Source organism: Acidiluteibacter sp. (genome assembly GCF_055129545.1).
Window position 1 is genome coordinate 24,316 of the sequence record NZ_JBSRUB010000031.1, and the last position, 24,658, is coordinate 48,973.

The 24,658-nt window shown below is 33.8% G+C and carries 30 protein-coding genes and 1 tRNA gene; 20 read left to right on the forward strand and 11 right to left on the reverse strand.

Annotated features, from left to right (window positions below; translation table 11 throughout):
* Nucleotides 1-25: 25 nt before the first annotated feature.
* The gene (locus ACTB0X_RS15045; RefSeq protein ID WP_463025877.1) at nucleotides 26-1,441 is read left to right on the forward strand and encodes an ArnT family glycosyltransferase; all 1,416 of its coding nucleotides are present in this window, start codon (nucleotides 26-28) and stop codon (nucleotides 1,439-1,441) included.
* A gap of 11 nt (nucleotides 1,442-1,452) precedes the next feature.
* Here the strand turns inward: ACTB0X_RS15045 and ACTB0X_RS15050 are convergent, their stop codons facing one another.
* From ACTB0X_RS15050 to htpG, 4 genes are all read right to left on the reverse strand, one after another.
* A complete protein-coding gene (locus ACTB0X_RS15050; protein ID WP_463025878.1) occupies nucleotides 1,453-2,259 on the reverse strand; it encodes a TPM domain-containing protein in 807 nt (268 codons plus the stop codon).
* 3 nt (nucleotides 2,260-2,262) lie between these two features.
* Complete coding sequence (locus ACTB0X_RS15055) at nucleotides 2,263-2,700, reverse strand: TPM domain-containing protein (protein WP_463025879.1); 438 nt, start codon at nucleotides 2,698-2,700, stop codon at nucleotides 2,263-2,265.
* A 2-nt stretch (nucleotides 2,701-2,702) separates the two neighbouring features.
* Nucleotides 2,703-3,281 (reverse strand): LemA family protein, encoded by a 579-nt coding sequence (locus ACTB0X_RS15060; protein WP_463025880.1) that lies wholly within the window; start codon nucleotides 3,279-3,281, stop codon nucleotides 2,703-2,705.
* Between the two features lie 76 nt (nucleotides 3,282-3,357).
* Nucleotides 3,358-5,229: a molecular chaperone HtpG gene (gene htpG, locus ACTB0X_RS15065; protein WP_463025881.1), complete on the reverse strand. Its 1,872-nt coding sequence runs from the start codon at nucleotides 5,227-5,229 to the stop codon at nucleotides 3,358-3,360.
* 160 nt (nucleotides 5,230-5,389) lie between these two features.
* On the opposite strand from htpG, the gene ACTB0X_RS15070 reads away from it, so the two are divergent.
* The 3 genes from ACTB0X_RS15070 to ACTB0X_RS15080 all read left to right on the forward strand — a co-directional run bounded on the left by ACTB0X_RS15070 (nucleotide 5,390) and on the right by ACTB0X_RS15080 (nucleotide 7,531).
* Complete coding sequence (locus tag ACTB0X_RS15070; protein WP_463025882.1) at nucleotides 5,390-6,208, forward strand: alpha/beta hydrolase; 819 nt, start codon at nucleotides 5,390-5,392, stop codon at nucleotides 6,206-6,208.
* Between the two features lie 19 nt (nucleotides 6,209-6,227).
* Nucleotides 6,228-6,731 (forward strand): GNAT family N-acetyltransferase, encoded by a 504-nt coding sequence (locus ACTB0X_RS15075; RefSeq protein ID WP_463025883.1) that lies wholly within the window; start codon nucleotides 6,228-6,230, stop codon nucleotides 6,729-6,731.
* 98 nt (nucleotides 6,732-6,829) lie between these two features.
* Nucleotides 6,830-7,531 (forward strand): flavodoxin family protein, encoded by a 702-nt coding sequence (locus ACTB0X_RS15080; RefSeq protein ID WP_463025884.1) that lies wholly within the window; start codon nucleotides 6,830-6,832, stop codon nucleotides 7,529-7,531.
* 1 nt (nucleotide 7,532) lies between these two features.
* On the opposite strand, the gene ACTB0X_RS15085 is transcribed toward ACTB0X_RS15080, so the two are convergent.
* Complete coding sequence (locus ACTB0X_RS15085; protein ID WP_463025885.1) at nucleotides 7,533-7,811, reverse strand: TIGR03643 family protein; 279 nt, start codon at nucleotides 7,809-7,811, stop codon at nucleotides 7,533-7,535.
* A 220-nt stretch (nucleotides 7,812-8,031) separates the two neighbouring features.
* Here ACTB0X_RS15085 and ACTB0X_RS15090 point away from each other — a divergent pair, with 220 nt between their 5' ends.
* From ACTB0X_RS15090 to ACTB0X_RS15135, 10 genes are all read left to right on the forward strand, one after another.
* On the forward strand, nucleotides 8,032-8,643 hold the full coding sequence (locus ACTB0X_RS15090; protein ID WP_463025886.1) for an SET domain-containing protein: 612 nt from the start codon (nucleotides 8,032-8,034) through the stop codon (nucleotides 8,641-8,643).
* Between the two features lie 41 nt (nucleotides 8,644-8,684).
* Nucleotides 8,685-9,626 (forward strand): hypothetical protein, encoded by a 942-nt coding sequence (locus ACTB0X_RS15095; RefSeq protein ID WP_463025887.1) that lies wholly within the window; start codon nucleotides 8,685-8,687, stop codon nucleotides 9,624-9,626.
* A 170-nt stretch (nucleotides 9,627-9,796) separates the two neighbouring features.
* A complete protein-coding gene (locus ACTB0X_RS15100) occupies nucleotides 9,797-9,994 on the forward strand; it encodes a CsbD family protein (RefSeq protein ID WP_463025888.1) in 198 nt (65 codons plus the stop codon).
* A 66-nt stretch (nucleotides 9,995-10,060) separates the two neighbouring features.
* Nucleotides 10,061-10,552, forward strand: coding sequence for a Dps family protein (locus tag ACTB0X_RS15105; RefSeq protein ID WP_463025889.1), 492 nt, complete (start codon nucleotides 10,061-10,063; stop codon nucleotides 10,550-10,552).
* A 6-nt stretch (nucleotides 10,553-10,558) separates the two neighbouring features.
* The gene (locus ACTB0X_RS15110) at nucleotides 10,559-10,867 is read left to right on the forward strand and encodes a phosphoribosylpyrophosphate synthetase (protein WP_463025890.1); all 309 of its coding nucleotides are present in this window, start codon (nucleotides 10,559-10,561) and stop codon (nucleotides 10,865-10,867) included.
* Between the two features lie 7 nt (nucleotides 10,868-10,874).
* The gene (locus tag ACTB0X_RS15115) at nucleotides 10,875-11,237 is read left to right on the forward strand and encodes an arsenate reductase family protein (protein WP_463025891.1); all 363 of its coding nucleotides are present in this window, start codon (nucleotides 10,875-10,877) and stop codon (nucleotides 11,235-11,237) included.
* A gap of 39 nt (nucleotides 11,238-11,276) precedes the next feature.
* Nucleotides 11,277-11,528: a YtxH domain-containing protein gene (locus tag ACTB0X_RS15120; RefSeq protein ID WP_463025892.1), complete on the forward strand. Its 252-nt coding sequence runs from the start codon at nucleotides 11,277-11,279 to the stop codon at nucleotides 11,526-11,528.
* A gap of 66 nt (nucleotides 11,529-11,594) precedes the next feature.
* Complete coding sequence (locus ACTB0X_RS15125; RefSeq protein WP_463025893.1) at nucleotides 11,595-11,936, forward strand: phage holin family protein; 342 nt, start codon at nucleotides 11,595-11,597, stop codon at nucleotides 11,934-11,936.
* Nucleotides 11,926-12,300 carry a hypothetical protein gene (locus ACTB0X_RS15130; RefSeq protein WP_463025894.1) on the forward strand — a complete coding sequence of 125 codons (375 nt, stop codon included), beginning with the start codon at nucleotides 11,926-11,928 and terminating at the stop codon, nucleotides 12,298-12,300. The genes ACTB0X_RS15125 and ACTB0X_RS15130 overlap by 11 nt, the downstream gene beginning before the upstream one ends.
* Before the next feature lie 7 nt (nucleotides 12,301-12,307).
* Entirely contained in the window at nucleotides 12,308-13,387 is a 1,080-nt protein-coding gene (locus tag ACTB0X_RS15135; protein ID WP_463025895.1) for an AI-2E family transporter, read from the forward strand.
* A 429-nt stretch (nucleotides 13,388-13,816) separates the two neighbouring features.
* Here the strand turns inward: ACTB0X_RS15135 and ACTB0X_RS15140 are convergent, their stop codons facing one another.
* From ACTB0X_RS15140 to ACTB0X_RS15150, 3 genes are all read right to left on the reverse strand, one after another.
* A complete protein-coding gene (locus ACTB0X_RS15140) occupies nucleotides 13,817-14,482 on the reverse strand; it encodes a porin family protein (RefSeq protein WP_463025896.1) in 666 nt (221 codons plus the stop codon).
* Nucleotides 14,483-14,791: 309 nt separating this feature from the next.
* Nucleotides 14,792-15,418, reverse strand: a complete 627-nt coding sequence (locus tag ACTB0X_RS15145) for a hypothetical protein (protein WP_463025897.1) — start codon at nucleotides 15,416-15,418, stop codon at nucleotides 14,792-14,794.
* A 354-nt stretch (nucleotides 15,419-15,772) separates the two neighbouring features.
* A tRNA-Ser gene (locus tag ACTB0X_RS15150) sits at nucleotides 15,773-15,857 on the reverse strand.
* A 91-nt stretch (nucleotides 15,858-15,948) separates the two neighbouring features.
* Between ACTB0X_RS15150 and ACTB0X_RS15155 the strand changes: the two genes are divergently transcribed.
* On the forward strand, nucleotides 15,949-17,397 hold the full coding sequence (locus ACTB0X_RS15155) for a GWxTD domain-containing protein (RefSeq protein ID WP_463025898.1): 1,449 nt from the start codon (nucleotides 15,949-15,951) through the stop codon (nucleotides 17,395-17,397).
* Between the two features lie 33 nt (nucleotides 17,398-17,430).
* The gene (locus ACTB0X_RS15160) at nucleotides 17,431-18,456 is read left to right on the forward strand and encodes a glycosyltransferase family 2 protein (RefSeq protein WP_463025899.1); all 1,026 of its coding nucleotides are present in this window, start codon (nucleotides 17,431-17,433) and stop codon (nucleotides 18,454-18,456) included.
* Here the strand turns inward: ACTB0X_RS15160 and ACTB0X_RS15165 are convergent.
* The gene (locus ACTB0X_RS15165; RefSeq protein WP_463025900.1) at nucleotides 18,411-18,842 is read right to left on the reverse strand and encodes an acyl-CoA thioesterase; all 432 of its coding nucleotides are present in this window, start codon (nucleotides 18,840-18,842) and stop codon (nucleotides 18,411-18,413) included. The genes ACTB0X_RS15160 and ACTB0X_RS15165 overlap by 46 nt on opposite strands.
* 311 nt (nucleotides 18,843-19,153) lie before the next feature.
* On the opposite strand from ACTB0X_RS15165, the gene dnaA reads away from it, so the two are divergent.
* From dnaA to ACTB0X_RS15180, 3 genes are all read left to right on the forward strand, one after another.
* On the forward strand, nucleotides 19,154-20,587 hold the full coding sequence (gene dnaA, locus ACTB0X_RS15170) for a chromosomal replication initiator protein DnaA (protein WP_463025901.1): 1,434 nt from the start codon (nucleotides 19,154-19,156) through the stop codon (nucleotides 20,585-20,587).
* A gap of 74 nt (nucleotides 20,588-20,661) precedes the next feature.
* Nucleotides 20,662-21,117, forward strand: a complete 456-nt coding sequence (locus ACTB0X_RS15175; protein ID WP_463025902.1) for a low molecular weight protein-tyrosine-phosphatase — start codon at nucleotides 20,662-20,664, stop codon at nucleotides 21,115-21,117.
* The gene (locus ACTB0X_RS15180; protein WP_463025903.1) at nucleotides 21,114-21,824 is read left to right on the forward strand and encodes an SAM-dependent methyltransferase; all 711 of its coding nucleotides are present in this window, start codon (nucleotides 21,114-21,116) and stop codon (nucleotides 21,822-21,824) included. The genes ACTB0X_RS15175 and ACTB0X_RS15180 overlap by 4 nt, the downstream gene beginning before the upstream one ends.
* On the opposite strand, the gene ACTB0X_RS15185 is transcribed toward ACTB0X_RS15180, so the two are convergent.
* Both ACTB0X_RS15185 and ACTB0X_RS15190 read right to left on the reverse strand, forming a co-directional pair.
* Nucleotides 21,813-22,667: a hypothetical protein gene (locus ACTB0X_RS15185; RefSeq protein ID WP_463025904.1), complete on the reverse strand. Its 855-nt coding sequence runs from the start codon at nucleotides 22,665-22,667 to the stop codon at nucleotides 21,813-21,815. The genes ACTB0X_RS15180 and ACTB0X_RS15185 overlap by 12 nt on opposite strands.
* A gap of 15 nt (nucleotides 22,668-22,682) precedes the next feature.
* The gene (locus ACTB0X_RS15190) at nucleotides 22,683-24,272 is read right to left on the reverse strand and encodes a hypothetical protein (protein ID WP_463025905.1); all 1,590 of its coding nucleotides are present in this window, start codon (nucleotides 24,270-24,272) and stop codon (nucleotides 22,683-22,685) included.
* 182 nt (nucleotides 24,273-24,454) lie between these two features.
* On the opposite strand from ACTB0X_RS15190, the gene ACTB0X_RS15195 reads away from it, so the two are divergent.
* Nucleotides 24,455-24,622, forward strand: a complete 168-nt coding sequence (locus tag ACTB0X_RS15195) for a hypothetical protein (RefSeq protein WP_463025906.1) — start codon at nucleotides 24,455-24,457, stop codon at nucleotides 24,620-24,622.
* The last annotated feature ends 36 nt before the right edge of the window (nucleotides 24,623-24,658 follow it).

A 24,658-nucleotide genomic window follows, 5' to 3' on the forward strand; every position in this document is an offset into this window, starting at 1 on the left:
GAATCATAATGATGCTGACTTAGTAATGCAAATAGACAACTCTGCTCGTTTTAAAAAATTGCTCTTAGACATCCGATTTTGGATTGTCCTATTTTTTGTTATTCGATTGTTTGGAATTACCAATGCGCCTTTAGAAATTGGACACAATTGGAGGCAATCATTGACTAATATGATATCTCGAAATTTCTTTGAAAATGGTGCAAATCTGCTCTATCCAGCTATTGATATGGCTGGAGAAAAAACAGGTATCATCGGTTCTGAATTTCCGCTTTTCAATTACCTCATCTATTTAGTTTCTGAATTATTTGGCTACGAACATTGGTATGGTAGGTTGATTAATTTAATCGTTTCTAGTACAGGGATTTATTACTTCTATTTATTGGTGAAGAAAACTGTCAATGAGAAAACTGCTTTCAATGCAAGTATTGTTCTCTTGGCTTCCATCTGGTTTGCGTTTTCACGAAAGATAATGCCAGACACATTCAGCGTGTCATTAGTTATCATTGGATTGTATTATGCTTATCAATTTTTAAAGGTTGGAAAATTCCTTAATGTATTCCTTTTCTTTACTTTCTGCACTTTAGGCATGTTATGTAAAATACCAGCATTAAGTCTTTTTAGCTTGCTAGGACTAACTTTATTCATTTCTGAAATCAGTGTAAAACGAAAAATTCAACTGTATACTGCAGCAGCTCTTAGCTTCGGAATTGTTTGTCTGTGGTATTTCTATTGGGTGCCTCATTTATTGGCAACTTATCACTACCAATTGTATTTTCCAAAAGGGTTTATTGAAGGTTTGAATGAAATCAAAGAATACATTCCTGAACTGTTGGAGAAGTTTTACTTTAGTTCATTGAGTTCTTTTGCAGCCACTTTATGCTTGATCGTCGGGATTTATTTTATCGCAAAAAGTAAGCAACGTCTATTGAAAGTTGGAATAACTTTAGTTTCTATTGTGTTCATAGTTTTCATTATAAAGACAGGTTCTGTATTTCCATTGCACAATTACTACATTATTCCTTTCACTCCAATAATGGCACTTATAGCTGGTTTTGCTATTTCTAAATTTTCCAATAAGTATCAATGGATGGTGTTGGCATTAATCGCAATAGAAGGAATCGCCAATCAACAACACGATTTTTTTATCAAAGATTCTAAATTATATAAATTAGAGTTGGAGGAAGTTTCAGCGAACAACATTCCAACCAATGAATTGATTGTAATCAATGGAGGTCAATCTCCACAAGAAATTTACTTCTCGCACCGAAAAGGCTGGACAGCGCATAATCATGACGTCCTTCGACCAGAGTATATTGATTCTTTAAATGTTATTGGAGCCAACTATCTAATCATTGACAAACACCGCTTAGATCAGACATTCAATGAATTGAATTCTATTTATGAAGATGAGAATTATCTGATTTATAATTTAAAGAAGTAATCAAGGTAAAACTACCAGCTTCCACCTGCTCCACCGCCACCAAAACTACCACCGCCGAAGCCGCCAAAACCGCCTCCGCCTCCACCACCGAAGCCACCGCCTCCAGAGTGAAAGTTATTCCAGCTTCCACCATGGCTTCTAGTTGATGAACCCATCAAAAATAATGCAGTCCAAAGTGAAACGTTGTGGCCTAAAGAATATGTTTTAGCACGTTTAACCGCACTAAAAATGAAGATAAAAATGATAAACAGTACAAAAATGAAAGGGAAAACAGGAACTGGTTTAGTGCTTTTCTTTTGATAGGCGTCAGATGAATACTCTCCACCAACGATGTCTATAATAACCGAAACTCCTCGATTAATCCCTTGGTAAATGGCACCTTGCTTAAATAAAGGAATCATCTCGTTTTCTACTATTCTTTTACTGATGGCATCAGGTAAAACACCTTCTAGACCGTATCCCGTCGCAATAAAAATTTGTCCTTTGCTGTCATTGGTTTTAGGCTTGTATAAAACAACAATCCCATTGTCGAACTCAGCATTTCCGACTCCCCACTTTTCACCTAATTTAAAGGCAAAAGATGAAGCATCGTAATCGCACAAATCCATTACGGTAACCACCGCAATTTGGGTAGATGTGGTATCATTGAAGTTAACCAACTTTTCTTCTAGCAAACTAATTTCGTGAGCCGTAAATGCGCCTGCAAAATCATTGACTAAACGCTGCTTAGCTGGTTTTTCAGGAATACAGTTTTGTGCTGAAATACCTATTGAAAAAGTGATTAATACGAAAAGTAAGAATTGTTTTATTCGAGTCATAATTTATTTTTTTCCAAATGAAATCTCATTCGGCAATTCATCCACATCATCTTTTTGATATGGAAAGTGTGCTTTTAATTGTTCACCTGATTCTTTGATTCCATAAGCTAACCCTTCAGTGAATTCTCCTTTCTTAAAGAATTCAACCATGTTATCTCTGATGTCATCCCAAAATCCTTTTGGAACCACTGCATTAATCCCCACATCGCCAAGGATAGCAAATTGCTTGTCCTCAGTTGCTAAATAAAACAGAACCCCATTTCGGAGCTCTGTCTTTTGCATTTCTAATAAGCTAAATAAGTGAGATGCTCTATCCAAAACATCTTCTTTACATCGCTTTTCTATGTGAACACGAATCTCTCCGGAAGTCGCTTTTTCAGCTGTTCCAATAGCAGATTCAATGTAGTTTATTTGCTGGGTGTTAAATAGTTCTTTTGCCATAATTAAAATTGCACCTCCGGTACTTTTTCTGCTCCTGCGTCTGCTTCAAAATAAGGTTTCTTTGCAAAATCAAACCAACCTGAATAGATGTTTCTTGGAAATTGTTTGATGTAAGTATTGTAGTCTCCTGTAGTCTCGTTAAATCGACCTCTTTCTACTGCAATTCTGTTTTCTGTTCCTTCTAATTGAGCTTGTAACTCCAAGAAGTTTTGATTCGCTTTCAATTCTGGATAACGCTCTACTGAAACCAATAAACGACTCAACGCTCCTGACAATTCGCCTTGTGCTGCTTGGAATTTTTTCATTGAACTCTCATCTAATTTAGATGCATCAATATTCATACTCGTTGCTTTTGATCTAGCTTCGATTACTGCTGTTAAAGTTGACTTTTCAAAGTCAGCAGCTCCTTTTACCGTGTTTACTAAATTAGGAACTAAGTCGGCTCTTCGCTGGTAAACATTTTGAACCTGAGCCCATGATTTATCCACATTTTCGCTCTTTTCTACCATGCTATTGTAACCGCACGAAGACATGCTAATGGCAAAAAAAGCCACGAACAATATTTTTATTATTTTTTTCATTTTGTCTTTAGGTTATTTGTTTGATAAAGGTATTTAAAAAATGCCTCCTTAACTCGTCAAGGAGGCATTTGCATTTTTAATTAATCAATTCAATACTTCGTTTGATGAACTTATTCAAGGCTTCTCCTTTCAATAAGTTTTGCGACAACAATGCTAAATCTGTTGCTTGTTTTGCCATGTCCTTCTGCTTGATTTCTTCTTTCTCATTTAAGATTTTAGAAATCAATGGGTGATTAGAATTCACCACCATATTGAACATTTCAGGAAGGTTACCCATTCCCATCATACCACCACCAACAGCATTCATGTCTTTCATTCTTCTCATAAATTCAGACTGTGTAATAGTGAAAGGCTGATCTGTTTCGCTCATGCTTTCAAATACAACTGTATACTTTTCTTTTGGCAGTGCTCCTTCGATAACCGGTTTCAATTTCTTCTCTTCGTCTTCTGATAATTTTGAAGGAATCTCTTCGTCTTTCTTGATTAATTTGTCAATAGTATCAGCATCTACACGAGTAAAAGTAGTGTCCTTAAACTCTTGCTCTAACTTACCTACAAAGTGCGCAGACAATGGAGAATCCATCATCACCACATCATAACCTTTGTCTTTTGCTGCTTGAATGTAAGAATACTGTTCATCTTTATTAGATGAATACAATACCACTACTTTATTGTCCTTATCCGTTTGCAATGGCTTAATGAACTCTAAATACTCTTCCATTGTCTTTGCAACACCTTCTGTGTTTTTCAACAATGCAAAATTCTTCGCTTTTTCTAGGAATTTGTCATCAGATAACATTCCATATTCAATGAAAATCTTGATATCATCCCACTTTTCTTCGAAATCAGCACGATCATTTTTGTATAAATCTTCTAATTTATCCGCTACTTTTCTAGAAATGTATTTTGAAATCTTCTTCACATTCGCATCACTCTGCAAGTATGAACGAGAAACATTCAATGGAATATCTGGAGAATCAATCACACCGTGAAGCATGGTTAAGAAATCAGGAACGATTCCTTCCACTGACTCAGTAACAAACACCTGATTCGAATACAATTGAATCTTATTCTTTTGCATTTCCATATTCCCTTTCAATTTTGGGAAAAATAAGATACCTGTTAAGTTAAATGGATAATCTACATTTAAGTGAATGTGAAACAACGGCTCGTCAAAAGTCATTGGATACAATTCTCTATAAAAGTTTTTATAATCTTCCGGCTTCAAATCGGCCGGCATTTTTGTCCAAGCTGGAGTCGGGTTGTTGATGATGTTATCTTCAACTATTTTTTCCTCTTTCGAATCATCTCCTTCGCCTACTTTCTCAGTTCGCTCATTTGTGCCAAATTTAATTTCGATTGGCATAAACTTGCAATACTTATCCAACAATTGTTGAATCTTAGCTTTGTCTAAATACTCTAAAGAATCTTCAGCAATGTGCAAAACAATGTCAGTTCCTCTCGTTGCTTTTTCTGTTTCTTCTATTGAGAAGTTTGGCGAACCATCACATTCCCATTTCACTGCTTTTGATCCTTCTTTGTGAGAAAGTGTAATAATTTCAACATTTGAAGCTACCATAAAAGCAGAGTAAAATCCTAGTCCAAAATGACCAATTACGCTCGCCTTATCCTTGTATTTCTGTACAAATTCCTCAGCACCAGAAAATGCAATTTGATTAATGTACTTGTCCACTTCTTCTTCTGTCATTCCGATACCATTATCTGAAAATGTCAGTGTTTTAGCTTCCTTGTCCAACCTCACTTCTACTCTCAAATTACTCGCATCAGCTTTAGTCTCTCCTAGAGCTGCCAATGTTTTTAATTTTTGAGTTGCATCCACTGCATTTGAAATCAATTCTCTCAAAAAGATCTCTTGATCTGAGTACAAGAATTGCTTAATGATTGGAAAAATATTCTCGGTTTGAACATTTATCTTTCCTTGTGCCATTTTTATTCTTTTTATAGGTTAATAATTATAAACTTAAGTGGCTCAATAAGCCAAATTAGTTTTGTCAAAGGCTGTACCAAATGCTATTCACTGACAAATTGTCAACTCTTTACGATTTATATAATTTAATTAGTTTTGGTAGAAATCAAAACTTGATTCGATGAAATTAAATATCAAACTACTATTCAGCTCTTTACTATTTTTTGTCTTTCAAATTGCTAATGCGCAGCAACAAGTCGAAAAGTCAGATTTCACCATTGGAGATCGAGTAACGTTGAAATCGAGTATACTAAATGAAGACCGAATTCTGAATATCTATTTACCTGAAGGTTATTCAAAAGATTCCATAAACAATTACCCAGTCATCTATTTACTAGACGGATCCAAGCATGAGGATTTTATTCATATAGCTGGTTTAGTGCAATTCGGATCATATTCATGGATTAATATGGTTCCAAAAAGCATAGTAGTAGGAATAGAAAATGTGGATCGAAAAAGAGACTTCACTTTTCCAAGTGACGTAGCTTATGATTCTACTCGATGGCCTGACAAAGGAGGTTCTTCCAATTTTATTGCTTTCATAGAAAAAGAAGCAATGCCTTATATTAAATCGAATTATTCCAACAATGAAAACACTACTCTAATTGGTCAATCTTTAGGAGGATTGTTGGCGGCTGAAGTATTGATCAAACACACGCCACTTTTTAGAAATTACATCATTGTGAGTCCTAGTATGTGGTGGGACAACAAATCGATGATCAAGATGGATGTTCCAGCTATTATGTCCGATCAACAAGTATACATTGCAGTAGGAAAAGAAGGTTATTTGATGAGAAGTACCGCCTGCAAACTGTATCGCAAAACGCGAAAATCGGCACCTCGACCTAAAGAAGTGTATTTTGAGTTTTTTAGAAAACAAAATCACGCAGACATTCTGCACCAAGCCGTTTATGATGCTTTTGAAACATTTTCAAAATAAACCTAACCTATAAGGTAGAATGAAAATAAACACGAGTAGACTTATCATAGAGGAAGTAACTCTTGAAGATGCCCCATTTTTCTTCCAATTACTGAACAGCCCTAAATGGATCGAATACATAGGTAATCGGAATATTAAAACCATGAAAGATGCGGAGAATTATATTGGAAAAAATCTTATCTCTAACTATCACATCAATGGTTATGGATTGTATAAAGTGAGTATTGCAGCAACCAATACTCCAATTGGAAGCTGTGGCTTTCTTAGACGAGACTTTCTTCCTCATCCTGATTTAGGATTTGCTCTGCTTCCCGACTATGAAGGGAATGGATACATGAGTGAAGCGGCATTAAAACTGATTCAATGGGGCATTGACCAACTCGGTTTTCAAACTATTCAAGCTTTTACAACTCCTATCAATAAGGCATCACAAAAATTATTGGTAAATGTTGGGTTTAAATTAAAAGAAGAATTCACTTCCCCCGAGGGTGAAAAGATGTTGTTATTTGAGATTAAAGCCTAATCCATATTGACACGTTAAAGTGTTATAAAATTTCGTTTCCTGTAAAACGTTTTCCTTTTGAATTCATTAAATTGTGAATTCATCAAATATAGCGCGCCATGAACTTCAATCAGCTTTCTGCACTTTTCATCAATTGCACACTTAAAAAGTCTCCCGAAATGAGTCACACAGATGGATTGATAGAAATTTCGAAATCCATTATGGAGAAAAATGGTGTTTCGGTAGAAACCATCCGATTTGTTGATCAGGATGTTGCTTCAGGCATTTATCCAGATATGACAGAACACGGATGGGAAACAGATGAATGGCCTGAAATATTTAAAAAAGTGATGAAAGCAGATATATTGGTACTCACTACTCCTATATGGTTGGGCGACAAATCTTCACAATGCGCTAAAGCTATAGAGCGGTTGTATGCCATGTCAGGAATGACAAACGCAGATGGACAATACATTTATTATGGGAAAGTTGCCGGTTGTTTAATCACAGGAAATGAAGATGGTGCGAAACATTGCGCCATGAACATACTGTATTCGATGCAGCATTTGGGTTATAGCATTCCACCACAAGCTGACGCTGCTTGGCTAGGAGAAATAGGCCCAGGAAAATCATACAAGGATGAAGGCTCGGGTGGGCCTGAAAATGATTTCACGAATAGAAATACCACTTTCATGACTTATAACTTAATGCACTTGGCTAAAATGCTAAAAGATGCAGGAGGCTTTCCTGTAGGAGGAAATCAACGCACAGAATGGGACAACGGGAATCATTTTGAATTTGAGAACCCAGAGTATAGGTAGACTATCTCTTCGAGACTTTATTATTACTAATTGCGCGTTGTCGGGAACATTTAAAGCGGCCTTTTTCTATAGAATTCAAAGCTGAATGTTTTGTACTTCTACCTTGCACTCTTTTTCGCCACATTCTGAAGCTTGAAGCTTTCATCTCTTTTCGCATGATTTCAATCACCTCTTGTTCTGTCACATTAAACTGAAAAGTTATCGCATCAAAAGGTGTTCGATCTTCCCAAGCCATTTCTACAATTCGATCTATTTGCTGTCCGTCTAATTTATTCTGCATACTTCCACTAACCAATTTCTACCTCTTTTGTTTTCGGTATAAGTTCCAAAATCAGATCAACTCGACGAATTTTTATCTTCTAAAAATGACCACTCCTAAAAATGACTCATATCTACCTAAAAATCAATAGTTAAAATTTATCAACTATCTATACAACGGATTGAAATATGGATTAATATTGGTTAAAATTTAGGCCCTTTTATTAAACTTATTTTAATCGATGATTCACCCCCACACAACCATTCAACACGTCAGTGATACAGTAGGTTACGGCGTTTTTGCAACTCAAGATATTCCTGAAGGAACAATCGTTTATGTAAAAGACAGTATGGAATTAGAAATTAGCCCGATGGAATTTTTAACTCACCAAAAAGAAATTCAAGAAGTGATTGAGAAATACAGCTATATGGACCAAAGAGGTTATCGAATAGTAAGCTGGGATTTTGCAAAATATGTGAATCACTGTTGTAATTACAATACCATAAGCACTGGTTATGGGTTTGAAATAGCAATTAGAGACATCAAAGCAGGTGAGCAAATTACTGATGAATATGGCATTTTTAATTTAGAATATGAAATTGATTTGACTTGCGCTTATGACAATTGCAGACAAGTTTTAAAACCAAAAGATTTTGATTCTTATTACCAGAAATGGGACGAAGTCATTAAAAAGTCATTGACAAAAATGAATGATGTTACTCAGCCTTTATTGGTTTTTGTAGATGAAAATTCAAAAATTGAATTGAATTCATTTTTATCAGATCCAAATCAATACCAATCCGTTTATCGACTAAAATATCAGAAAGACACCGCTACTTTAGGAGAAAAATAATGAGTGGTTGAGATTCTGAAAAAAATAAGGAATTTTAGCTCATGAAAAATGAGTGGCTGTTTGCAAAAACTTATTGGAGTCTTTTCCGAAAAAAGCAATTGCAACAAAAATTTCTATCAGATTATATAGAGAGAGAATTGAGCCATTCATTTGACCAATTCTCTCCTTCGCTGCAGTTTAAAATAAACTATTACGCTTCTTGGGGAATTGTAGCAATTAGTGAGGTTTTTGCAACTTTATACAGCAAATCACTTTCAGAGAAAGAACGGCAACAAGCTACTGAGATGTCATTGCTGTTTGCTTTGGCAGATGAGTTAATTGATGAAGAGGGGCTAGAATTGGGGGGAATTTCAGAATTAACTGAAAAGAATTCTTCCCACTCCATTCGCTATTCGGAAGCACAACGCTTACTTGTAAAATTTCAAAACGAATCGTCCATTTGGCCAACACTGCAAGCTGCAATAAAAGCCCAAATAGCTAGCAAGGCTCAAAAGGAAACGATTAATATTGAGCAAGTCAGAACACTAACTTTTGATAAAGGAAGTTGGACCATGCTCCTTTATCGCCAATTGATAGATGAACAACTTGGAGAACAAGAATCACAAACCATCAAACAATTGGGATATTGCTTACAACTTGCTGATGATCTTTTGGATGCTTTTGACGATACAGCAGAAAATACAGCTACCACTGCTAATTTGATCGATTTACAAAAAGTAGTTTTCCATTATCGAGCACAAGTTGAACTTGCTAAAAACTCATTTTTTACCACCTACGGTAAAAATAATAATTCAATAAAAGCATTCCGAACTTTTCAGATACTTTTCGCTATTTCAGAAATGGCAATGGATCAGTTTACGAAAAATGGACTTCATTCCTTTTACAATACAGATCTTTCCAAATTGAATAGAAGCAATTATATAGTCGATATGGAAAATAGAATGACGGTTCTCCAATCTCTTTCCTACTGCAGCAAGCAATAACCTCTCACTTATTCTACAGCTTTCAACAACTTGTGTAGAGATTTCCCCACCAACTATTCTTCACACAACCTACACCCAACGTATTTATTGACTTTCAGCCATTATTTTACCATTTTATTACTATGGCATAAATTTTCCATTAAAGAAATCAAATTAAAAAATACATAGACATGAACGATTTAAATATAAAAGGCAACTGGAACCAGATTAAGGGAAAATTGCAACAGAAGTATGGAGATCTAACCAATGATGACCTCATGTTCATAGAAGGAAAAGAAAATGAGTTATTGGGTAGACTTCAAGATCGATTAGGTAAGGAAAAAGAAGAGCTGATAGGCGAAATCAAATCTCTGATTAAAGACTTATAGTTCGAAATCCCTAAACTTTACCTACTTAACAATTTCAATAATTCATAAAATAGAAAATCACACAGAATGAAAACTTCAACAAGTTCAATAGAACTAAATACAGGAATAGCAAAAGACAAAAGAGAAAAAATTTCAGAAGGCTTGAGTAGGGTATTGGCAGATAGCTATTACTTAATGATTAAAACTCACAATTACCACTGGAACGTGAAAGGTTTAAACTTTAGACAGATTCACCTTTTACTGGAAGAGCAATACACTGAATTATTTGAAGCAATTGATAATGTTGCAGAAAGAATTAGAGCTTTAGGATTTAATGCGCCTGGTTCTGTTAAAGAATTTGACAAACTGACATCCATTAAACAAGGAGATGGAACCTTGTCTGCAGAGAAAATGTTGGAAGACTTATTAGAAAGCCATGAAAACGTAATACGAACAGCACGAAAAGCATTACCAGCAGCTGCTGATGTATCAGATGAAGCTACAGTAGATTTGCTGACCCATCGATTAGATGTACATGAAAAGACAGCATGGATGCTTAGAAGTATGCTAGAAAAATAAACCGCCATGAATAATCAATTTAGTACACTTTCAATAGCTTGCAATACTTTAAAAGAAATGGGTTACACAGCCAACTTCACTGGTTTAGAATCCAAGCAGATTGCAATAGAAGAAGGTGAAATAAAGTACAATCCAAAAGATGTTACCATCAATGAGTATCATCGATTTGAAGGAGAAAGTAATCCTGCAGACACTTCCATCGTGTATGCTATTGAAGCCAAAGATGGAACCAAAGGATTACTAATTGATTCTTATGGAGCTGAGAGCTCCATTGAAATAGATCAATTTATAAAGAATGTAGAAATTAATAATTAGTATTGTCATGAACAATCCCAATCATAGAACTCTAACTATATTCCTAGGAGCAAATAAGAATAAAGACGATCAAACTCTAGCCTATGCCAAATCTCAAGGTTTAGCTATCCGAGAAGTGGATTTAACGAAAGATAAATTGACAGGCACTCAATTATTGCAATTGGCCAATAAGATGAACATCGAGATTCACGAATTAATCGACACCGATAATGAAAGTTTCAAAGCATTCAATATTGGAGGGAAATTTGATCAAGAAGATTGGCTTAACTTATTAATTAAACATCCGGAGTTTATTAAAACACCGATCGTTCAAGGAGAAAATAAAACAATTTTTATTGAAACTCCATCGGACACACTGAAAGTAAATTAAAATTTAAACTAAATATAAAACAATTAAAAACAGAAAATTATGAATGATTCATCAAAAATATTTTTAGCAGCATTAGTAGGTGCAGCAGCAGGAGCAGTAGCAGGTATTTTATTAGCACCAGCTAGTGGAAAAGAAACAAGAGAAAAAATAGGCGAAAAAGCCGGAGAATTTGGCGACAATGTGAAAGATTTCGCAGAAAAAGGAAAAGAGAAATACAACGAATATAAAGATGCAGGGAAGGAAAAGTTCAATGAATTTAAAGATGCTGCGAAAGAAAAGGTAAACGCCTAATACAAAAATAATGAGCGAGTGTATGTTTGTAAAGCATACACTCATTTTTATACCAAAACTATAATCATGGATTCAAAAGTATACGAAATTTTAGATGATGCAAAGTCATACACTGCGCATCAGATTGAGTTGTTGAAACTACATCTAACCGAGAAGGCATCATTTGGGGCTGCAGAGTTAGCTTCCCATTTAATAATTGGCTTAGTAGGGGTTTTGTTTTTAATCTTTGCTTCCATTAGTCTTGGTTTTTTATTTGGCGATTTACTGAATAATCTGGGATTGGGGTTCCTAATAGTAGCAGGAATATATCTGGTTCTTTTTTTAATATTCATCTTTGGTAAGAAGGCCCTTTTGAAGAAGCCGCTAACCAATTACACCATTAAAAAAATATTTGAAGATGAAGTCTAATTTACCACTCCACATGAAAATTACAGATATTGAGAGCTTGAGAAGAGCACAGCAATACCACCAAGTTAAAATAGTAGAGAAAGAAGCTTTAATCAAAGCCAACGTTGCTATTCTAAAAAGTCAATATGGTTCAAAGGGAATCCTTAAAACATTGTTTCAATCAGGAGCAAAAAGTGTGGGAGCTTCCAACTATGTTAAAATTGGAGCTGATTGGTTAATAGACCTAATGCTAGGTGGTAAAAGTCCATTCATTCGTTTATTCTCAAAAAATATAGTTCGAATATTATCAGCCAATTACAACCAAAAAATTGAGCTTTTTTTCAATCGAATAATGCGTACTTTTAGCAGTGTGATCAATCGTTAAACTCTTCATGAAAAACACTAACAATCGATTAGATCGGATTTATAAACTATCCGTAATAATCCCGGTAGCTATATTGGCATTGATTTATGGAAAATCCATTTTACTCCCATTGGTATTTTCCTTTTTTATTGCATTAGCTTTATATCCTTTAGCAAAATACCTTCAAAAATATGTCAAAAATTTAGCCGTCTCAATTGCAATCACACTTTTGGCGGTTCTTTTAGTTTTTGGCGGAGGCATCTACCTTATTTCATCACAATTTCAAAGTTTAATTTCTGAACTTCCGTCACTTCAAGATCAATTTATTGGAGTAATTAATAATATTGCTGATTACATCGAACAGAATTTTCATTACACCTCTAAAGAACAAATTGTTTATGTGAAAAACGGAGCTGAGAATTTGCTAAAATCTAGTGGGTCTATTTTTAGTGGCGCAGTTAACACCACTTCCTCTATTTTTACGTTTTTGACACTTGTACCTATCTACGTCTTCTTTATCCTACTCTACCAAGATAATTTCAAATTATTTTTTAAAAAAGTAACCCCTCCTAGCGCAGATGAAAATTACCTAAATGTTGTTACTCAAGTGAGAGAAGTAGTTCAAGGTTACATTGGTGGAATGGGTGTAGTTATTTTGATCATTGCTACCTTAAATTGCATTGGTTTATTTGCACTTGGAATTCAATATGCTCTTTTCTTCGGGATTTTTTCTGCAATTCTCACAGTTATTCCATACATAGGAATTGCCATTGGTGCACTCCTACCTACTTTGTTTGCTTTAGTAACAAAAGACTCCCTCGCATATCCATTAGGCGTTATTATCTTGTATGCTGTTGTACAGTTCTTGGAAGGAAACTTCATCACTCCTAAAATAGTTGGAGACAAAGTAAATATCAATCCTCTGGCGGCTATTGTTGCCTTAATCATTGGAGGAAGTTTATGGGGAATCATCGGTATGATTCTAGCTATTCCATTAACGGGAGTGCTTCAAATTTTACTCTATCGTTCTGAGAAAACAAAATCATTTGCCATCCTATTGAGGGCAGAGAACGAAATCCCTGAGAAAGAAACAAAAGAAGTTAAATAGCATTTATTTATTCAGCTTCAATTCTTTCATGACTTTTCACCTGACCTTCCTTTAGACCTCTAATTATATATTGTATAATAAAAAATGCAACTATTGATTAGTTCCAATTTCTATTGACGCGATCTTGAGTAATCTATGTCTTTGATTAATTTATTGACGATTCAGTTTCAACTCTCTGTATTGTCAAATCAGGTCAGAAGTATCTTCGAGTATTCGATAAATACCTCTTATTCTCTAATTGAAATCAAGTAAACCGTTCAAACTATAAAAAAGTACTGTGCTTACATTTTATGATTCTACTATCACCGATAAGGCATTTAAATTTTGAAATTCGTTTAAATAGATTGGATATATTGTATTCCAACAATAGCAAAAGAAAAGGGTGAGGAAAATCCTCACCCTTTTGTAATATATAATAGTCGGCTGTTTCTAGAACGAAAGTCCTATATATAATGACGCCGTAGAGTTTTTAAGGTCACTAAAAGAAACTGAGTTAAATGGTATACCTGATACATTAAAATTTTGATCCTTTCCAATTTGTCTCAAGCCGTAATCATATCTGGCACCAAATCGTATTATATCGAATTCAAAACCTGCACCGACAGCTATACCGTAATCTAATCTTTCGTAATCTGCTTCATTCAAGTCTTCGACAAAATCAGCATTTCCATTACTTGTTTCATTTTCAACTTGCGCCTTTAAAAGGTATGCCACATAAGGCCCGGCGTGTACATTGAAACTTTCTCCTAAATTAATTACTGCCAACAAAGGCACTTCTATATAGTTAAGATGCTGACTAAACTCTGCTTCCCCTGTAAAGAAATTATCGTATTTGGTGGTTGCTCCTTTTGTTGTTAAAAGTACCTCAGGTTGTAAAGCAAAAAAATCAGTTAATGCTGCTTTAAAAAATAAACCAGCATTGTATCCAATTCTCAAGTTCTGGTCGTCTACTTCGTTACTATAAAAATTTGAGAAATTAACTCCCCCTTTAATACCAAATTCACTTTCTCCATCTTGTGCTTTTGCGGGTGTTGAAAAAATGGTACTCAATACTACTGATGATCCTACTAAAATTTGTTTTGCTCTCTTATTCATAATTGTAAGTTTTAAGATTTGATAATTATATTGAAATAGTTGCACCGAAAAATTAAAATATTGATAAATAAAGACTTAAGCAAATATTGCTTTTATAAAAAGTAGAACCAAAGGAGCAAAACGTGGAAATATTTTCTACAAACGGTGATCAATTCAAATTGATTTTTTCTCCAGAATCTTAAAATGAAGCATCTATTCTTTAAAAAATTATTGCATCAATCATTCTAATTCCAACAGCCGATAAAAATCCTGGTGTTGGCAATATTGTTTTAATCCTTAGAATTTAACGTGTTAGATAAATTAAATTTACTATTCAATATTTATAAATGGAGAAGTGACAGTAAATTCTGCGCTATCAGACATTAAAATTTTAAATGTGAATTGATGGTTGACGATTGGATTTATACTGTCTTTGAAAATAAGATAAGTAGTCAATTCCATATAATTTGAATAATACATATTTTCCTTAGGAGGAAAGTCAGCAATTGAATAAAAAGGATATTCAAATCTAGATTGAACATAAAATAATTCGTTCAATTCAGTCTGTGGAAGATATACATCAGATTTAGTTCTAATGGTATCAGAACTTGAAATTTTAATATCACTAATACTTTCTAAAAATCGAGCAGTTTGAATAGGTGGAGTTGCAAATAATTGAGCTCCAAAACCATTAATACTTGCATAAGGATTTGGAATTTTATGAAAACTCCTTTCATCCACATTTAAAATAAAAGTTATTGAGTCCGAAGAACTGTTCTGTTTGTTATCAATTAGATAAATAGAAATAGAATCTCGGAATGAAGTCCCTAAATCAAGCTTAAAACTTTCAGCAACTATATAATATTCCGCATATTCAATACCATCCTTACAGGAAATTGGAAAAGATAAAACCAACACTATTGCAATTACAAAAAAACGAATAGAAATAAGCTTCATAATTCTAACTATTTAAATGACAACAAATCAATTCAAATATAAGTAAAGAGTTTATTGGAATTGTATTATGGGATTTAAAAGTATGTGACCTTAATAACAAGAAATGATTAATTCTAGGCCTAATTCTTTACAATTATTAGATCATATATCTAGATGAAGCTTTAAACTTATTCTCTTTATAGAGAAAGAGGGAGTCACTCCTTTCAGTCGTGCATCCGAGGTAGGGAATCGACTTCAAAAAGTTCAAATCAATGAAAAATTGATTTACTTTTTTTGTTTTAAAACACTTACGAACAAGTTTGACGATTTTGAAAACAAAAAAAGCTCAAAACTTTCGTTTTGAGCTTTTTGAAGCGGAGAAAGAGGGATTCGAACCCCCGGTACCTCACAGTACGTCGGTTTTCAAGACCGGTGCATTAAACCGCTCTGCCATTTCTCCGCGGCAAAAGTACCAAAGCATTTCATTTTATTAACCCTTTTTTTAATTTTTTTTTCATTTTCTTGATTTCGTTTTTTAGTAATTTTATGAAATGAAAAATTTAGTCCTTATTACTACTCTATTTCTATCATTTACGGCAACCACTTTTGCTTCGATAAATGCAGTTTTTAATTATGCACGATTTCAAACTTCTGATGGAACACAATACTTAGAAGCTTATTTGGAAGTAAAAGGAAATAGCCTAGAAAAGGTGAAAACAGAAAACAACACTTTCAAAAGTGAGCTAATGGTTTCGTACATAGTTTTAGACTCAAATAATCAAGTGGTAACTTTTGAAAAATTTATTCTTTCTACTCCTGAATTTGAGAATAAGGAACTATCGCAAAATATAATCGATGTAAAAAGAATGGCCATACCTTTTGGCAATTATACTTTTCAGTTATCAATAGATGATCAAAATACACCTAAAGTGGATTTTGAAACTTCATTTGATTTAGCAATTGACTTAAAATCCGATCAAATTGAATTTAGTGACATCGAACTAATATCAGAGTTTGAAAAAAATGAAGAGGAAGGCACTTTCAACAAAGCAGGTTATCACATTATTCCGAATACTCCTAGCTTCTTTGATTTAGATAAAGAAACATTAGACTTTTACATTGAAATTTACAATGCTAACTACACAATAGCGGATGGTACAAAATATTTATTGGATTATTCTATAGTTGATGCTAGCACAAAGAAAGTATCAAACAATTTAAGAGGCATTTCTAAAATTTCACCTAATGCTAAAGAAATTGCATTGAAGAGTATAGACATCACTAAACTACCGAGTGGCAATTACGAATTGATTGTAAAAGCCATTTCAGATAAAAATGTAGTATTGGCAGAACGATCAGTTGGTTTTAGAAGAAGTAATCCTTTCATAGTTTATGAATTTGATGAATTAGAAAATTCATTTGTGGGAAAGTATACTGATCGAGATACTTTATACCGTTTTATAGATTACCTCTATCCTATTTCAACCGACATACAAAAGCAATTTGTAAAATCTCAACTGGTTAATAAAGATTTAAAATTAATGCAACAGTATTTTTTAACTTTTTGGGTGGAGAGGAATAGCGAAAATCCTGAATTGGCATGGTTAGATTATAAACAACAAGTAAAAAATGCCAATAGTCAATTTGGATTTCAAACACGTCCAGGTTACTTAACAGATCGTGGCCGGATATACTTACAATATGGTAGCCCGTCTGCGATTTCAAAATCTCAATACGAACCGAGCGCCTATCCTTATGAAATTTGGCAATACGATCAATTGAGAAACCTAGGAAATCGGAAGCTCGTTTTTTATAGTCCAGGACTTGGAATGACGGATTACGAATTAATTCATACCAACATTCCTAGTGAAATATACAATGAGCAATGGAAAATGATTGTTTATGGTCGAAACAACCCTATGGGAAACAGTATTGACCAAACAGATCCTGTGAATTCAATTGGTAATAGAGCTGATGAATATTTTAAAAACCCTAGATAACTAGTTACTTTAGCGATCTTTTAATCTCATTTAATGTCAAAAGACCTAGCGATAGTTATTCTAAATTGGAATGGCGCAAATCACCTCCGAACGTTTTTACCATCCGTAGTTCAGCATTCCTCTAATCATCGAATAGTATTGGCTGATAACGCCAGCACAGATGACTCAGTAGATTTTGTGATGGCAAATTATCCTTCAATAGAGATTATAATTAACCAAGAGAACGGTGGATTTGCTAAAGGTTATAATGATGCATTGCAAAAAATAGATGCCAAATACTATTGTCTATTAAATTCAGATGTAGAAGTCACTTCTGGCTGGACAAAATCTCCTTTGGAAATTCTAGAATCTTCACCTGAAATTGCAGTATGCCAGCCTAAAATTCTTGATTACACCAAGCCGGAGTATTTTGAATATGCTGGTGCAGGTGGCGGTTTTATCGATCAATTGGGCTATCCGTTTTGTAGAGGACGAATTTTTAATAGTTTAGAGAAAGACGAGCATCAATATAATGATATAATTGAGATCTTTTGGGCGACTGGAGCCTGTATGTTTATTAAATCAGATGCCTTTAAGAAAATGGGCGGTTTTGATGAAAGCTACTTTGCTCATATGGAAGAAATAGATTTATGTTGGCGGTTAAAGAACAATGGATTAAAAATCTACTACACCGGTGAGTCCTCTGTTTACCACTTAGGTGGAGGAACACTATCCAGCTTAAGTCCTCGAAAAACTTTCTTAAACTTTAGAAACAGTCTTTTGACACTTTACAAAAATGAATATGTCCAATCAGTCAATAAAAAGGTATTTATTCGAATGATATTAGACGGAATTGCATTCTTTAAGTTTCTTATAGAAGGCACACCCTCCCACTCTTTCGCAATTCTAAAAGCACATCGATCTTACTATAAACTTAAAAAAAATCTACCTAGTGCAGGACAAGATTTAATAAAAACACACAATCAAATCTTCCAGATTTATATCATCCAAGAATACTTCTTGAAAAAAGTACACTATTTTTCAAATTTAAAAAATGGACTAAGCGCGTCTAAAAAATAATCAGGCGCTTTAGTTGGTCTATTTTTTTCCATGTTCACAAAAACTAAATCAACCCACCCTTTATTCAACAAAACCTTTTGGTCGTTATAGGTGGCAAATTCAAATTTGAGTTGAGCAGTCGGCATTTCAGTTATTAACGTTTCAATGGTTAATAAGTCATCATAATGAGCCGGTTTATAGTAGCTCATTTTAAATTCTCTAACTGGTAGCATTGTGCCACTATCTTCAAGTGACTTATAGGACAAACCTAGCGCCCTAAGCGCCTCTACTCTTGCCACTTCAAAGTATTGCGCATAGTTCCCATAATAAACGTACCCCATCTTGTCTGTCTCTGAATACCTTACTCTTATCTCGATGTTATGTTGGTACATACTGTATTTTTTCATTAAATTTATAATCGAATTTAAGGCAATTTGGGTATAGTTGAAAATATATTCCAAATTAAAATTACAGAATAGTTTTTTCTGAAAAATCAATAGCAAAATCGTTTTTTTCTTAACTATTTTAATGCAATATTTGCCTAAGTTTTAAACAAGGAATGAACTGGTATTTATTTGACTTTTCAGTTATACATATTCATCCGATTCCTAAAAAACTGTCAATATTATTTGACTAAATAATAATAAAAGATAATAACTTCGGGTTATAACTATCAAACTTTTGTTTTTTAGTATTAACTCATATTGAGTAAAAAGAAATGACGAACAACTATTTAGGAGCTTGGAGCAATTGCTTAGAAATTATTAAGGACAATGTTAGCCTACAAAGCTTTAAAACATGGTTTGAACCCATAAAACCTGTTAAACTTCAAAATAGTGTTTTGACGATTCAAGTGCCTAGTCAATTTTTTTATGAATGGTTAGAAGAGCATTATATCACTTTGCTTAGAAAAACAATAAAAAAAGAATTAGGTACAGAAGGTAAATTAGAATACAGTATCGTAATGGAAAACGGCACTTCTAATTCAAAACCTTATACTGTTAAAATTCCAACTACGAATCGTCAAGCATTAAGAAACGACCCAGTGTCTGTTCCTTTAGATGTAAACAAAGATCACCCGATAAAAAACCCATTCATAATACCTGGTTTAAAAAAGATTCAAATTGATTCTCAACTGAACCCTAATTATTCATTTGATAGCTTTATAGAAGGAGACTGTAACCGCTTAGCTCGTTCTGCTGGTTATGCTGTTGCAAAAAATCCAGGTGGTACAGCTTTCAATCCACTATTAGTTTATGGAGGAGTAGGTTTAGGGAAAACCCACTTGGTGCATTCTATCGGAATTGAAATTAAAAATCAACATCCAACTAAAACGGTATTGTACGTTTCTTCAGAGAAATTTACTCACCAATTTATTGACGCAGTAAGAAACAACAATCAAAACGACTTTATTCACTTCTATCAAATGATAGATGTTTTGATTATTGATGATGTTCAATTTTTCTCTGGTAAGGAAAAAACACAAGACGTATTCTTCCACATTTTCAATCATTTACACCAAACTGGTAAGCAATTAATTTTAACTTCAGATAAAGCGCCAGTTGAAATGCAAGGAATGGAACAGCGATTATTGTCAAGATTTAAATGGGGATTATCTGCAGACTTGCAAAGCCCTAGTTTAGAAACAAGAATTGCTATTTTGGAAAACAAAATGTACAACGAAGGCCTAGAGCTTCCAAAAGAAGTGGTAGAGTATTTAGCATACAGCATCACCACCAACATTCGCGAATTAGAAGGTGCACTAATTTCTTTGCTTGCTCAATCATCGTTGAATAAAAAGGCAATTACTTTGGAGCTTGCCAAACAAATGATTGACAAGTTTGTAAAAAACACTGCTCGTGAAGTATCAATTGATTACATCCAAAAAGTAGTTTGTGATTATTTTGATCTTCCAATTGAGTTACTAAAGTCTAAAACTAGAAAAAGAGAAGTTGTTCAGGCAAGACAAATAGCCATGTTCTTTGCGAAAAGAATGACAAAATCAAGTTTGGCAAATATTGGAATGCATTGTGGAGGAAAAGACCACGCAACAGTTCTTCATGCTTGCAAAACCGTCAACAACTTAATTGATACCGATAAAAGATTTCGAATTTATATCGATGAATTAGAAAAGAAAATTAGCATTCAATAATGCTGTATTATAATTAATTAAATAGGAATTAAAGGTGACTTTAATTCCTATTTTGGTTTAAAAAAGTTTGCACTATGAAAGTACTAATGGTTTGTTTAGGAAATATTTGCCGATCTCCAATAGCAGAAGGAATTCTTCAACACAAAATAAAAACAGAAAACCTCTCAATTTCGGTTGATTCAGCGGGAACCTCAAATTACCACATTGATGAAGCTCCAGACCCTAGAGCAATAGCTGTTGCTAGAAAGAATGGGATAGACATTTCAAGCCTAAGGGGTCGTCAATTTGTGGTTGAAGATTTTGAAAAATTTGATGTCATTTTTGTAATGGATTATAGCAATTATGAGAATGTAATCCGATTGGCTAATTCTGAAGCCGACAAAGAAAAGGTAAAACTTATTTTAAACCAAATTTATCCAAATGAAAACCAATCGGTTCCTGACCCCTACTTTGGAGGAGAAGACGGTTTTGATGATGTATTCAAGATGTTAAATGCTTCCATTTCTAAATTCACAAAAAGTCAATCATGAAAAAAACAAAAGGTGAACTTTTTCTAATACCCAATCTTTTAGGTGGTGGTAATCCTGAGAAATTTTTAGGTCGCGATGTTTTTACAACCATTAAAGGACTTACACACTTTATCGTTGAAAGTGAAAAAAACGCCCGTCGTTATTTATTAAAATTGGGCATTGAAACACCTATTGATGATCTTACCTTTTACTTACTAAACAAACATACAGACCCAAATGAACTAAATTCTTTCATAAACCCCTTAAAGGAAGGCATTTCGATGGGATTAATCTCTGATGCAGGCTGCCCTGGAGTAGCTGATCCAGGAGCTGATGTAGTAGGAATTGCACACCTAAATAGAATACCAGTACGTCCACTTATTGGTCCATCTTCTATTTTATTGGGATTAATGGCAAGTGGTTTTAATGGACAATCTTTTTGTTTTCATGGTTACTTACCTCACGATACCGCAGAACGCAACAAGCAATTGAAGTCAATGGAATTAGCGGCTAAAAAAGAAAAGCAAACGCAGCTTTTTATTGAAACCCCATTTCGAAATGAGAAACTGATAGATGAGCTTATAAAAACACTCGAAAAACAAACCATGCTGTGCGTTGCAACTGACTTAACCCTAGATTCAGAGTTAATTATGACACAAACCATTGAGGCTTGGAGGAAAAGTAGGCCTAATTTTCACAAACGACCAGCTATATTCTTAATCTACTAGCTCTTGGTGATAAAGAGTTAGACCAGCAATAGGCTTTTCAATAACAGAAACTATCTGAATTCCGTAATCCGAAGCCACATCCTTAATTATATCTGAATAATAATAACCAACCGAGCCTACCAACGCCAATGGGAGCGATTTATGATCAGGAATTTTTGTAATAATAGATTCAAATAACTCTTTGAAATTATCCACTAGCAACTTGGCTATAAATGGATGCTCCCGATTATGAAACGCAAATTGGCTAAAACTAGCAATAAACCGATTCGGCAAGGCTTCCTTATAAATACCATCCAAAATCATATCCTGACTCATTAAGTATCTTTTTTCAAAACGTAACCTCAACTCTTGAGGCATGACTCTGTAGAAATACGTTTTAAGAATTTGTTTCCCTATGCTCACTCCGCCCCCCTCGTCTCCTAACACATAACCTAGTGAAGGCAATGGCATTTTTACACCAACTCCATCATAAAAACCAACACTACTGCCAGTTCCTAAGATAGCAATCATTCCAGTTGCCTTATTCAGCGTTGATCTAGCGGCGGCCAATAAGTCATGGTTAATTTCTATAAAAATATCTCCAAATACTTCTAAAAATATTGATTTAAGTTCTTCTTTTTTAAGGTCAGATGAACAACCCGCACCATAAAAAAAAAGCTGACTAACACCAGTTGTTAGATGGGGAACTAAACTAGCTTGAAGTTCCTCTTTAATACTTGAAACAGTATGATGAAATGGATTCAACCCTTTTGTCACTAACTGTTTTATTTCACCGGATTTCGTTTCTATAACTCTCCAGTCTGTTTTTGTTGATCCACTATCAGCAATCAGAATATAATTCATTTTCAAAGTATTACTTTACACTTTACTCTCTATTTCTTGCTCAAGCTCTTTAGCTTCTTTCTCTAGAGTGACTACATGCGCTTTGTAAGGTTCAAAGTTAGCCACATAATTTTCCTTATTCACTTTTGAAAGAAACCATTGATGGTAAATAACTAACTCAGGGGAATCAATTTTCCATCGATACAATTCATCCAATGAGGCTAAATCTCGAAATAACTTAATTTCTCTTTTATAGGTTTTATTAAAATCGAACTGATTTCTCTCTAATGCCAATAACGATTGTAATATTAAACTATCTCGCTCTCTAATGTCTTTTCGCTGACTAGTTCTGACAATGTACTTTCTAAAATTTTCTATATCGTAATCAATTAAACTGAATTTCTCTATCTCTATGTCACATATAATCCGCATAATTCTGATCCAGACATTATACCCCTCTTTATCTTTTTCAATTTCCTTGGTATCATTAAATTCAACCTTAGCTTTCCTGTATTCTCCCTCTACGAAATAAACAATTCCTAAATAATATCGAAGCTTAGTTCTTCTGTAATCAAAATCTCTATAAAAATCTAATTCAGATAATTTTAAAATTGTGTCTATCAATTTCTCTGTTCTTCCTAAATAAAAAGAAGCCTCTATTTCTAATTCTCTTAATAGATAATAATTAAGTGTTTTATTTACAAAAAACTCCAAGCCCTCCTTACAGTAATCCATCAGTTCAATAAAATCATATGTTTTCAATTTATTTTCAGCCAATTGTAAATAAATCAATCCGATTCTATTTTTACCATACAATGCTTCTGATCTTTTAACAAAGTACACAAATTCATTTCCTACTATATCTACTTTTTCAAAATTTTTCAGTTGCTGAAACAACTCCATCTCTAGAAGAAGTTGATACATATAAATATTTGCTGAACGAGTCCTTTGGTATTGAATCTTAAGTTGATTAATGTATTTTTTCAAACGGGAAATGTAATCTTTCCCTTTTAACCCTTTAAAGTCAACCTCTGCATAAAACGATCGATACCAATCTTTTGCATTGTATAATGCTATTCTACATTCTTCATAAACTATTATTTCCTCTGAGATTCGCTCATAATCCTTCAATCCTTTAGACAACCCAATCAATCCTTGTTTTACATAAAGTGCCTCTAATAAATCATCGTATAATTCAAACCGTTTAGCAGCTTTAATAACCTCGTCATATATATCTAACGAAACATCTAGAATACCTCTAGAATGCAATATATAAGCAGAAACTAGCATTTTCTTTAGCTTTAGTTTATATTTAAAAGCCGAATTTGTTGCATTCCCACGATCTATATTTACATCTAAAATTAACGTCTCGAGAATTTTATTCTTCAATTTATAAATTATTCGATTGAAAGACCCATCTGTTGATCTTTTAGAAATTAACGCCTTTGTATCGTAATAATTTAATTCTTGTTTATTCAGTATAAAAAAGAGTAATTTTTTTTGCTTATTGGCAGTATTAAAGTTTGATTTAGCGCCAATTGCCAACTTTTTTATCGTCTCAATTTCAGCTGAAGATAGCTTTTTTACTAGCTTTTGTAATTTAATTAATTCTTCTTCTGCCTTCATTTTTGTATGCACTATTATATGATAGCAATATACTTAATTACAAGACTACAAAAACAACAAATATAAAAAATTAACACTTTTCAATACGCTCGAATTCGTACAAAATGTCCATTAAAACTCCTTTCTTTTGTCGCACCTTTGAACCAACAAAAAAAATAACACTACACTAAACTCTTAAAAAAATGATCAATCTTATTACAATTCTTATTTCTCTTTTAGGTTACGGCTCTCCTGCTGATTTTTCAGACTACTCTGAAGAACAATTAACCACTGAAATTAATCAAGCTCAGAACCAGGAACCAATGGATGAATCTCCTGATGGAAGAGGCGGCGACTGGGACATACCATAGTAGTTTATATTTCTACACTTTAATCTTTTCATAAAA

Bases quoted from the DNA above. Each gene is read 5' to 3' on its own strand.
- ACTB0X_RS15080 (WP_463025884.1), top strand. From the start codon at position 6,830: ATGAACTTCAATCAGCTTTCTGCACTTTTCATCAATTGCACACTTAAA.
- ACTB0X_RS15155 (WP_463025898.1), top strand. From the start codon at position 15,949: ATGAAAAATTTAGTCCTTATTACTACTCTATTTCTATCATTTACGGCA.
- ACTB0X_RS15055 (WP_463025879.1), bottom strand. From the start codon at position 2,700: ATGGCAAAAGAACTATTTAACACCCAGCAAATAAACTACATTGAATCT.
- dnaA (WP_463025901.1), top strand. From the start codon at position 19,154: ATGACGAACAACTATTTAGGAGCTTGGAGCAATTGCTTAGAAATTATT.
- ACTB0X_RS15085 (WP_463025885.1), bottom strand. From the start codon at position 7,811: ATGCAGAATAAATTAGACGGACAGCAAATAGATCGAATTGTAGAAATG.
- ACTB0X_RS15180 (WP_463025903.1), top strand. From the start codon at position 21,114: ATGAAAAAAACAAAAGGTGAACTTTTTCTAATACCCAATCTTTTAGGT.
- ACTB0X_RS15045 (WP_463025877.1), top strand. From the start codon at position 26: ATGCAAATAGACAACTCTGCTCGTTTTAAAAAATTGCTCTTAGACATC.
- ACTB0X_RS15165 (WP_463025900.1), bottom strand. From the start codon at position 18,842: ATGAAAAAATACAGTATGTACCAACATAACATCGAGATAAGAGTAAGG.
- ACTB0X_RS15115 (WP_463025891.1), top strand. From the start codon at position 10,875: ATGAACAATCCCAATCATAGAACTCTAACTATATTCCTAGGAGCAAAT.
- ACTB0X_RS15175 (WP_463025902.1), top strand. From the start codon at position 20,662: ATGAAAGTACTAATGGTTTGTTTAGGAAATATTTGCCGATCTCCAATA.
- ACTB0X_RS15060 (WP_463025880.1), bottom strand. From the start codon at position 3,281: ATGAAAAAAATAATAAAAATATTGTTCGTGGCTTTTTTTGCCATTAGC.
- ACTB0X_RS15070 (WP_463025882.1), top strand. From the start codon at position 5,390: ATGAAATTAAATATCAAACTACTATTCAGCTCTTTACTATTTTTTGTC.
- ACTB0X_RS15075 (WP_463025883.1), top strand. From the start codon at position 6,228: ATGAAAATAAACACGAGTAGACTTATCATAGAGGAAGTAACTCTTGAA.
- ACTB0X_RS15190 (WP_463025905.1), bottom strand. From the start codon at position 24,272: ATGAAGGCAGAAGAAGAATTAATTAAATTACAAAAGCTAGTAAAAAAG.
- ACTB0X_RS15130 (WP_463025894.1), top strand. From the start codon at position 11,926: ATGAAGTCTAATTTACCACTCCACATGAAAATTACAGATATTGAGAGC.
- ACTB0X_RS15160 (WP_463025899.1), top strand. From the start codon at position 17,431: ATGTCAAAAGACCTAGCGATAGTTATTCTAAATTGGAATGGCGCAAAT.
- ACTB0X_RS15050 (WP_463025878.1), bottom strand. From the start codon at position 2,259: ATGACTCGAATAAAACAATTCTTACTTTTCGTATTAATCACTTTTTCA.
- ACTB0X_RS15135 (WP_463025895.1), top strand. From the start codon at position 12,308: ATGAAAAACACTAACAATCGATTAGATCGGATTTATAAACTATCCGTA.
- ACTB0X_RS15105 (WP_463025889.1), top strand. From the start codon at position 10,061: ATGAAAACTTCAACAAGTTCAATAGAACTAAATACAGGAATAGCAAAA.
- ACTB0X_RS15195 (WP_463025906.1), top strand. From the start codon at position 24,455: ATGATCAATCTTATTACAATTCTTATTTCTCTTTTAGGTTACGGCTCT.
- ACTB0X_RS15120 (WP_463025892.1), top strand. From the start codon at position 11,277: ATGAATGATTCATCAAAAATATTTTTAGCAGCATTAGTAGGTGCAGCA.
- ACTB0X_RS15185 (WP_463025904.1), bottom strand. From the start codon at position 22,667: ATGAATTATATTCTGATTGCTGATAGTGGATCAACAAAAACAGACTGG.
- htpG (WP_463025881.1), bottom strand. From the start codon at position 5,229: ATGGCACAAGGAAAGATAAATGTTCAAACCGAGAATATTTTTCCAATC.
- ACTB0X_RS15110 (WP_463025890.1), top strand. From the start codon at position 10,559: ATGAATAATCAATTTAGTACACTTTCAATAGCTTGCAATACTTTAAAA.
- ACTB0X_RS15100 (WP_463025888.1), top strand. From the start codon at position 9,797: ATGAACGATTTAAATATAAAAGGCAACTGGAACCAGATTAAGGGAAAA.
- ACTB0X_RS15125 (WP_463025893.1), top strand. From the start codon at position 11,595: ATGGATTCAAAAGTATACGAAATTTTAGATGATGCAAAGTCATACACT.
- ACTB0X_RS15145 (WP_463025897.1), bottom strand. From the start codon at position 15,418: ATGAAGCTTATTTCTATTCGTTTTTTTGTAATTGCAATAGTGTTGGTT.
- ACTB0X_RS15090 (WP_463025886.1), top strand. From the start codon at position 8,032: ATGATTCACCCCCACACAACCATTCAACACGTCAGTGATACAGTAGGT.
- ACTB0X_RS15140 (WP_463025896.1), bottom strand. From the start codon at position 14,482: ATGAATAAGAGAGCAAAACAAATTTTAGTAGGATCATCAGTAGTATTG.
- ACTB0X_RS15095 (WP_463025887.1), top strand. From the start codon at position 8,685: ATGAAAAATGAGTGGCTGTTTGCAAAAACTTATTGGAGTCTTTTCCGA.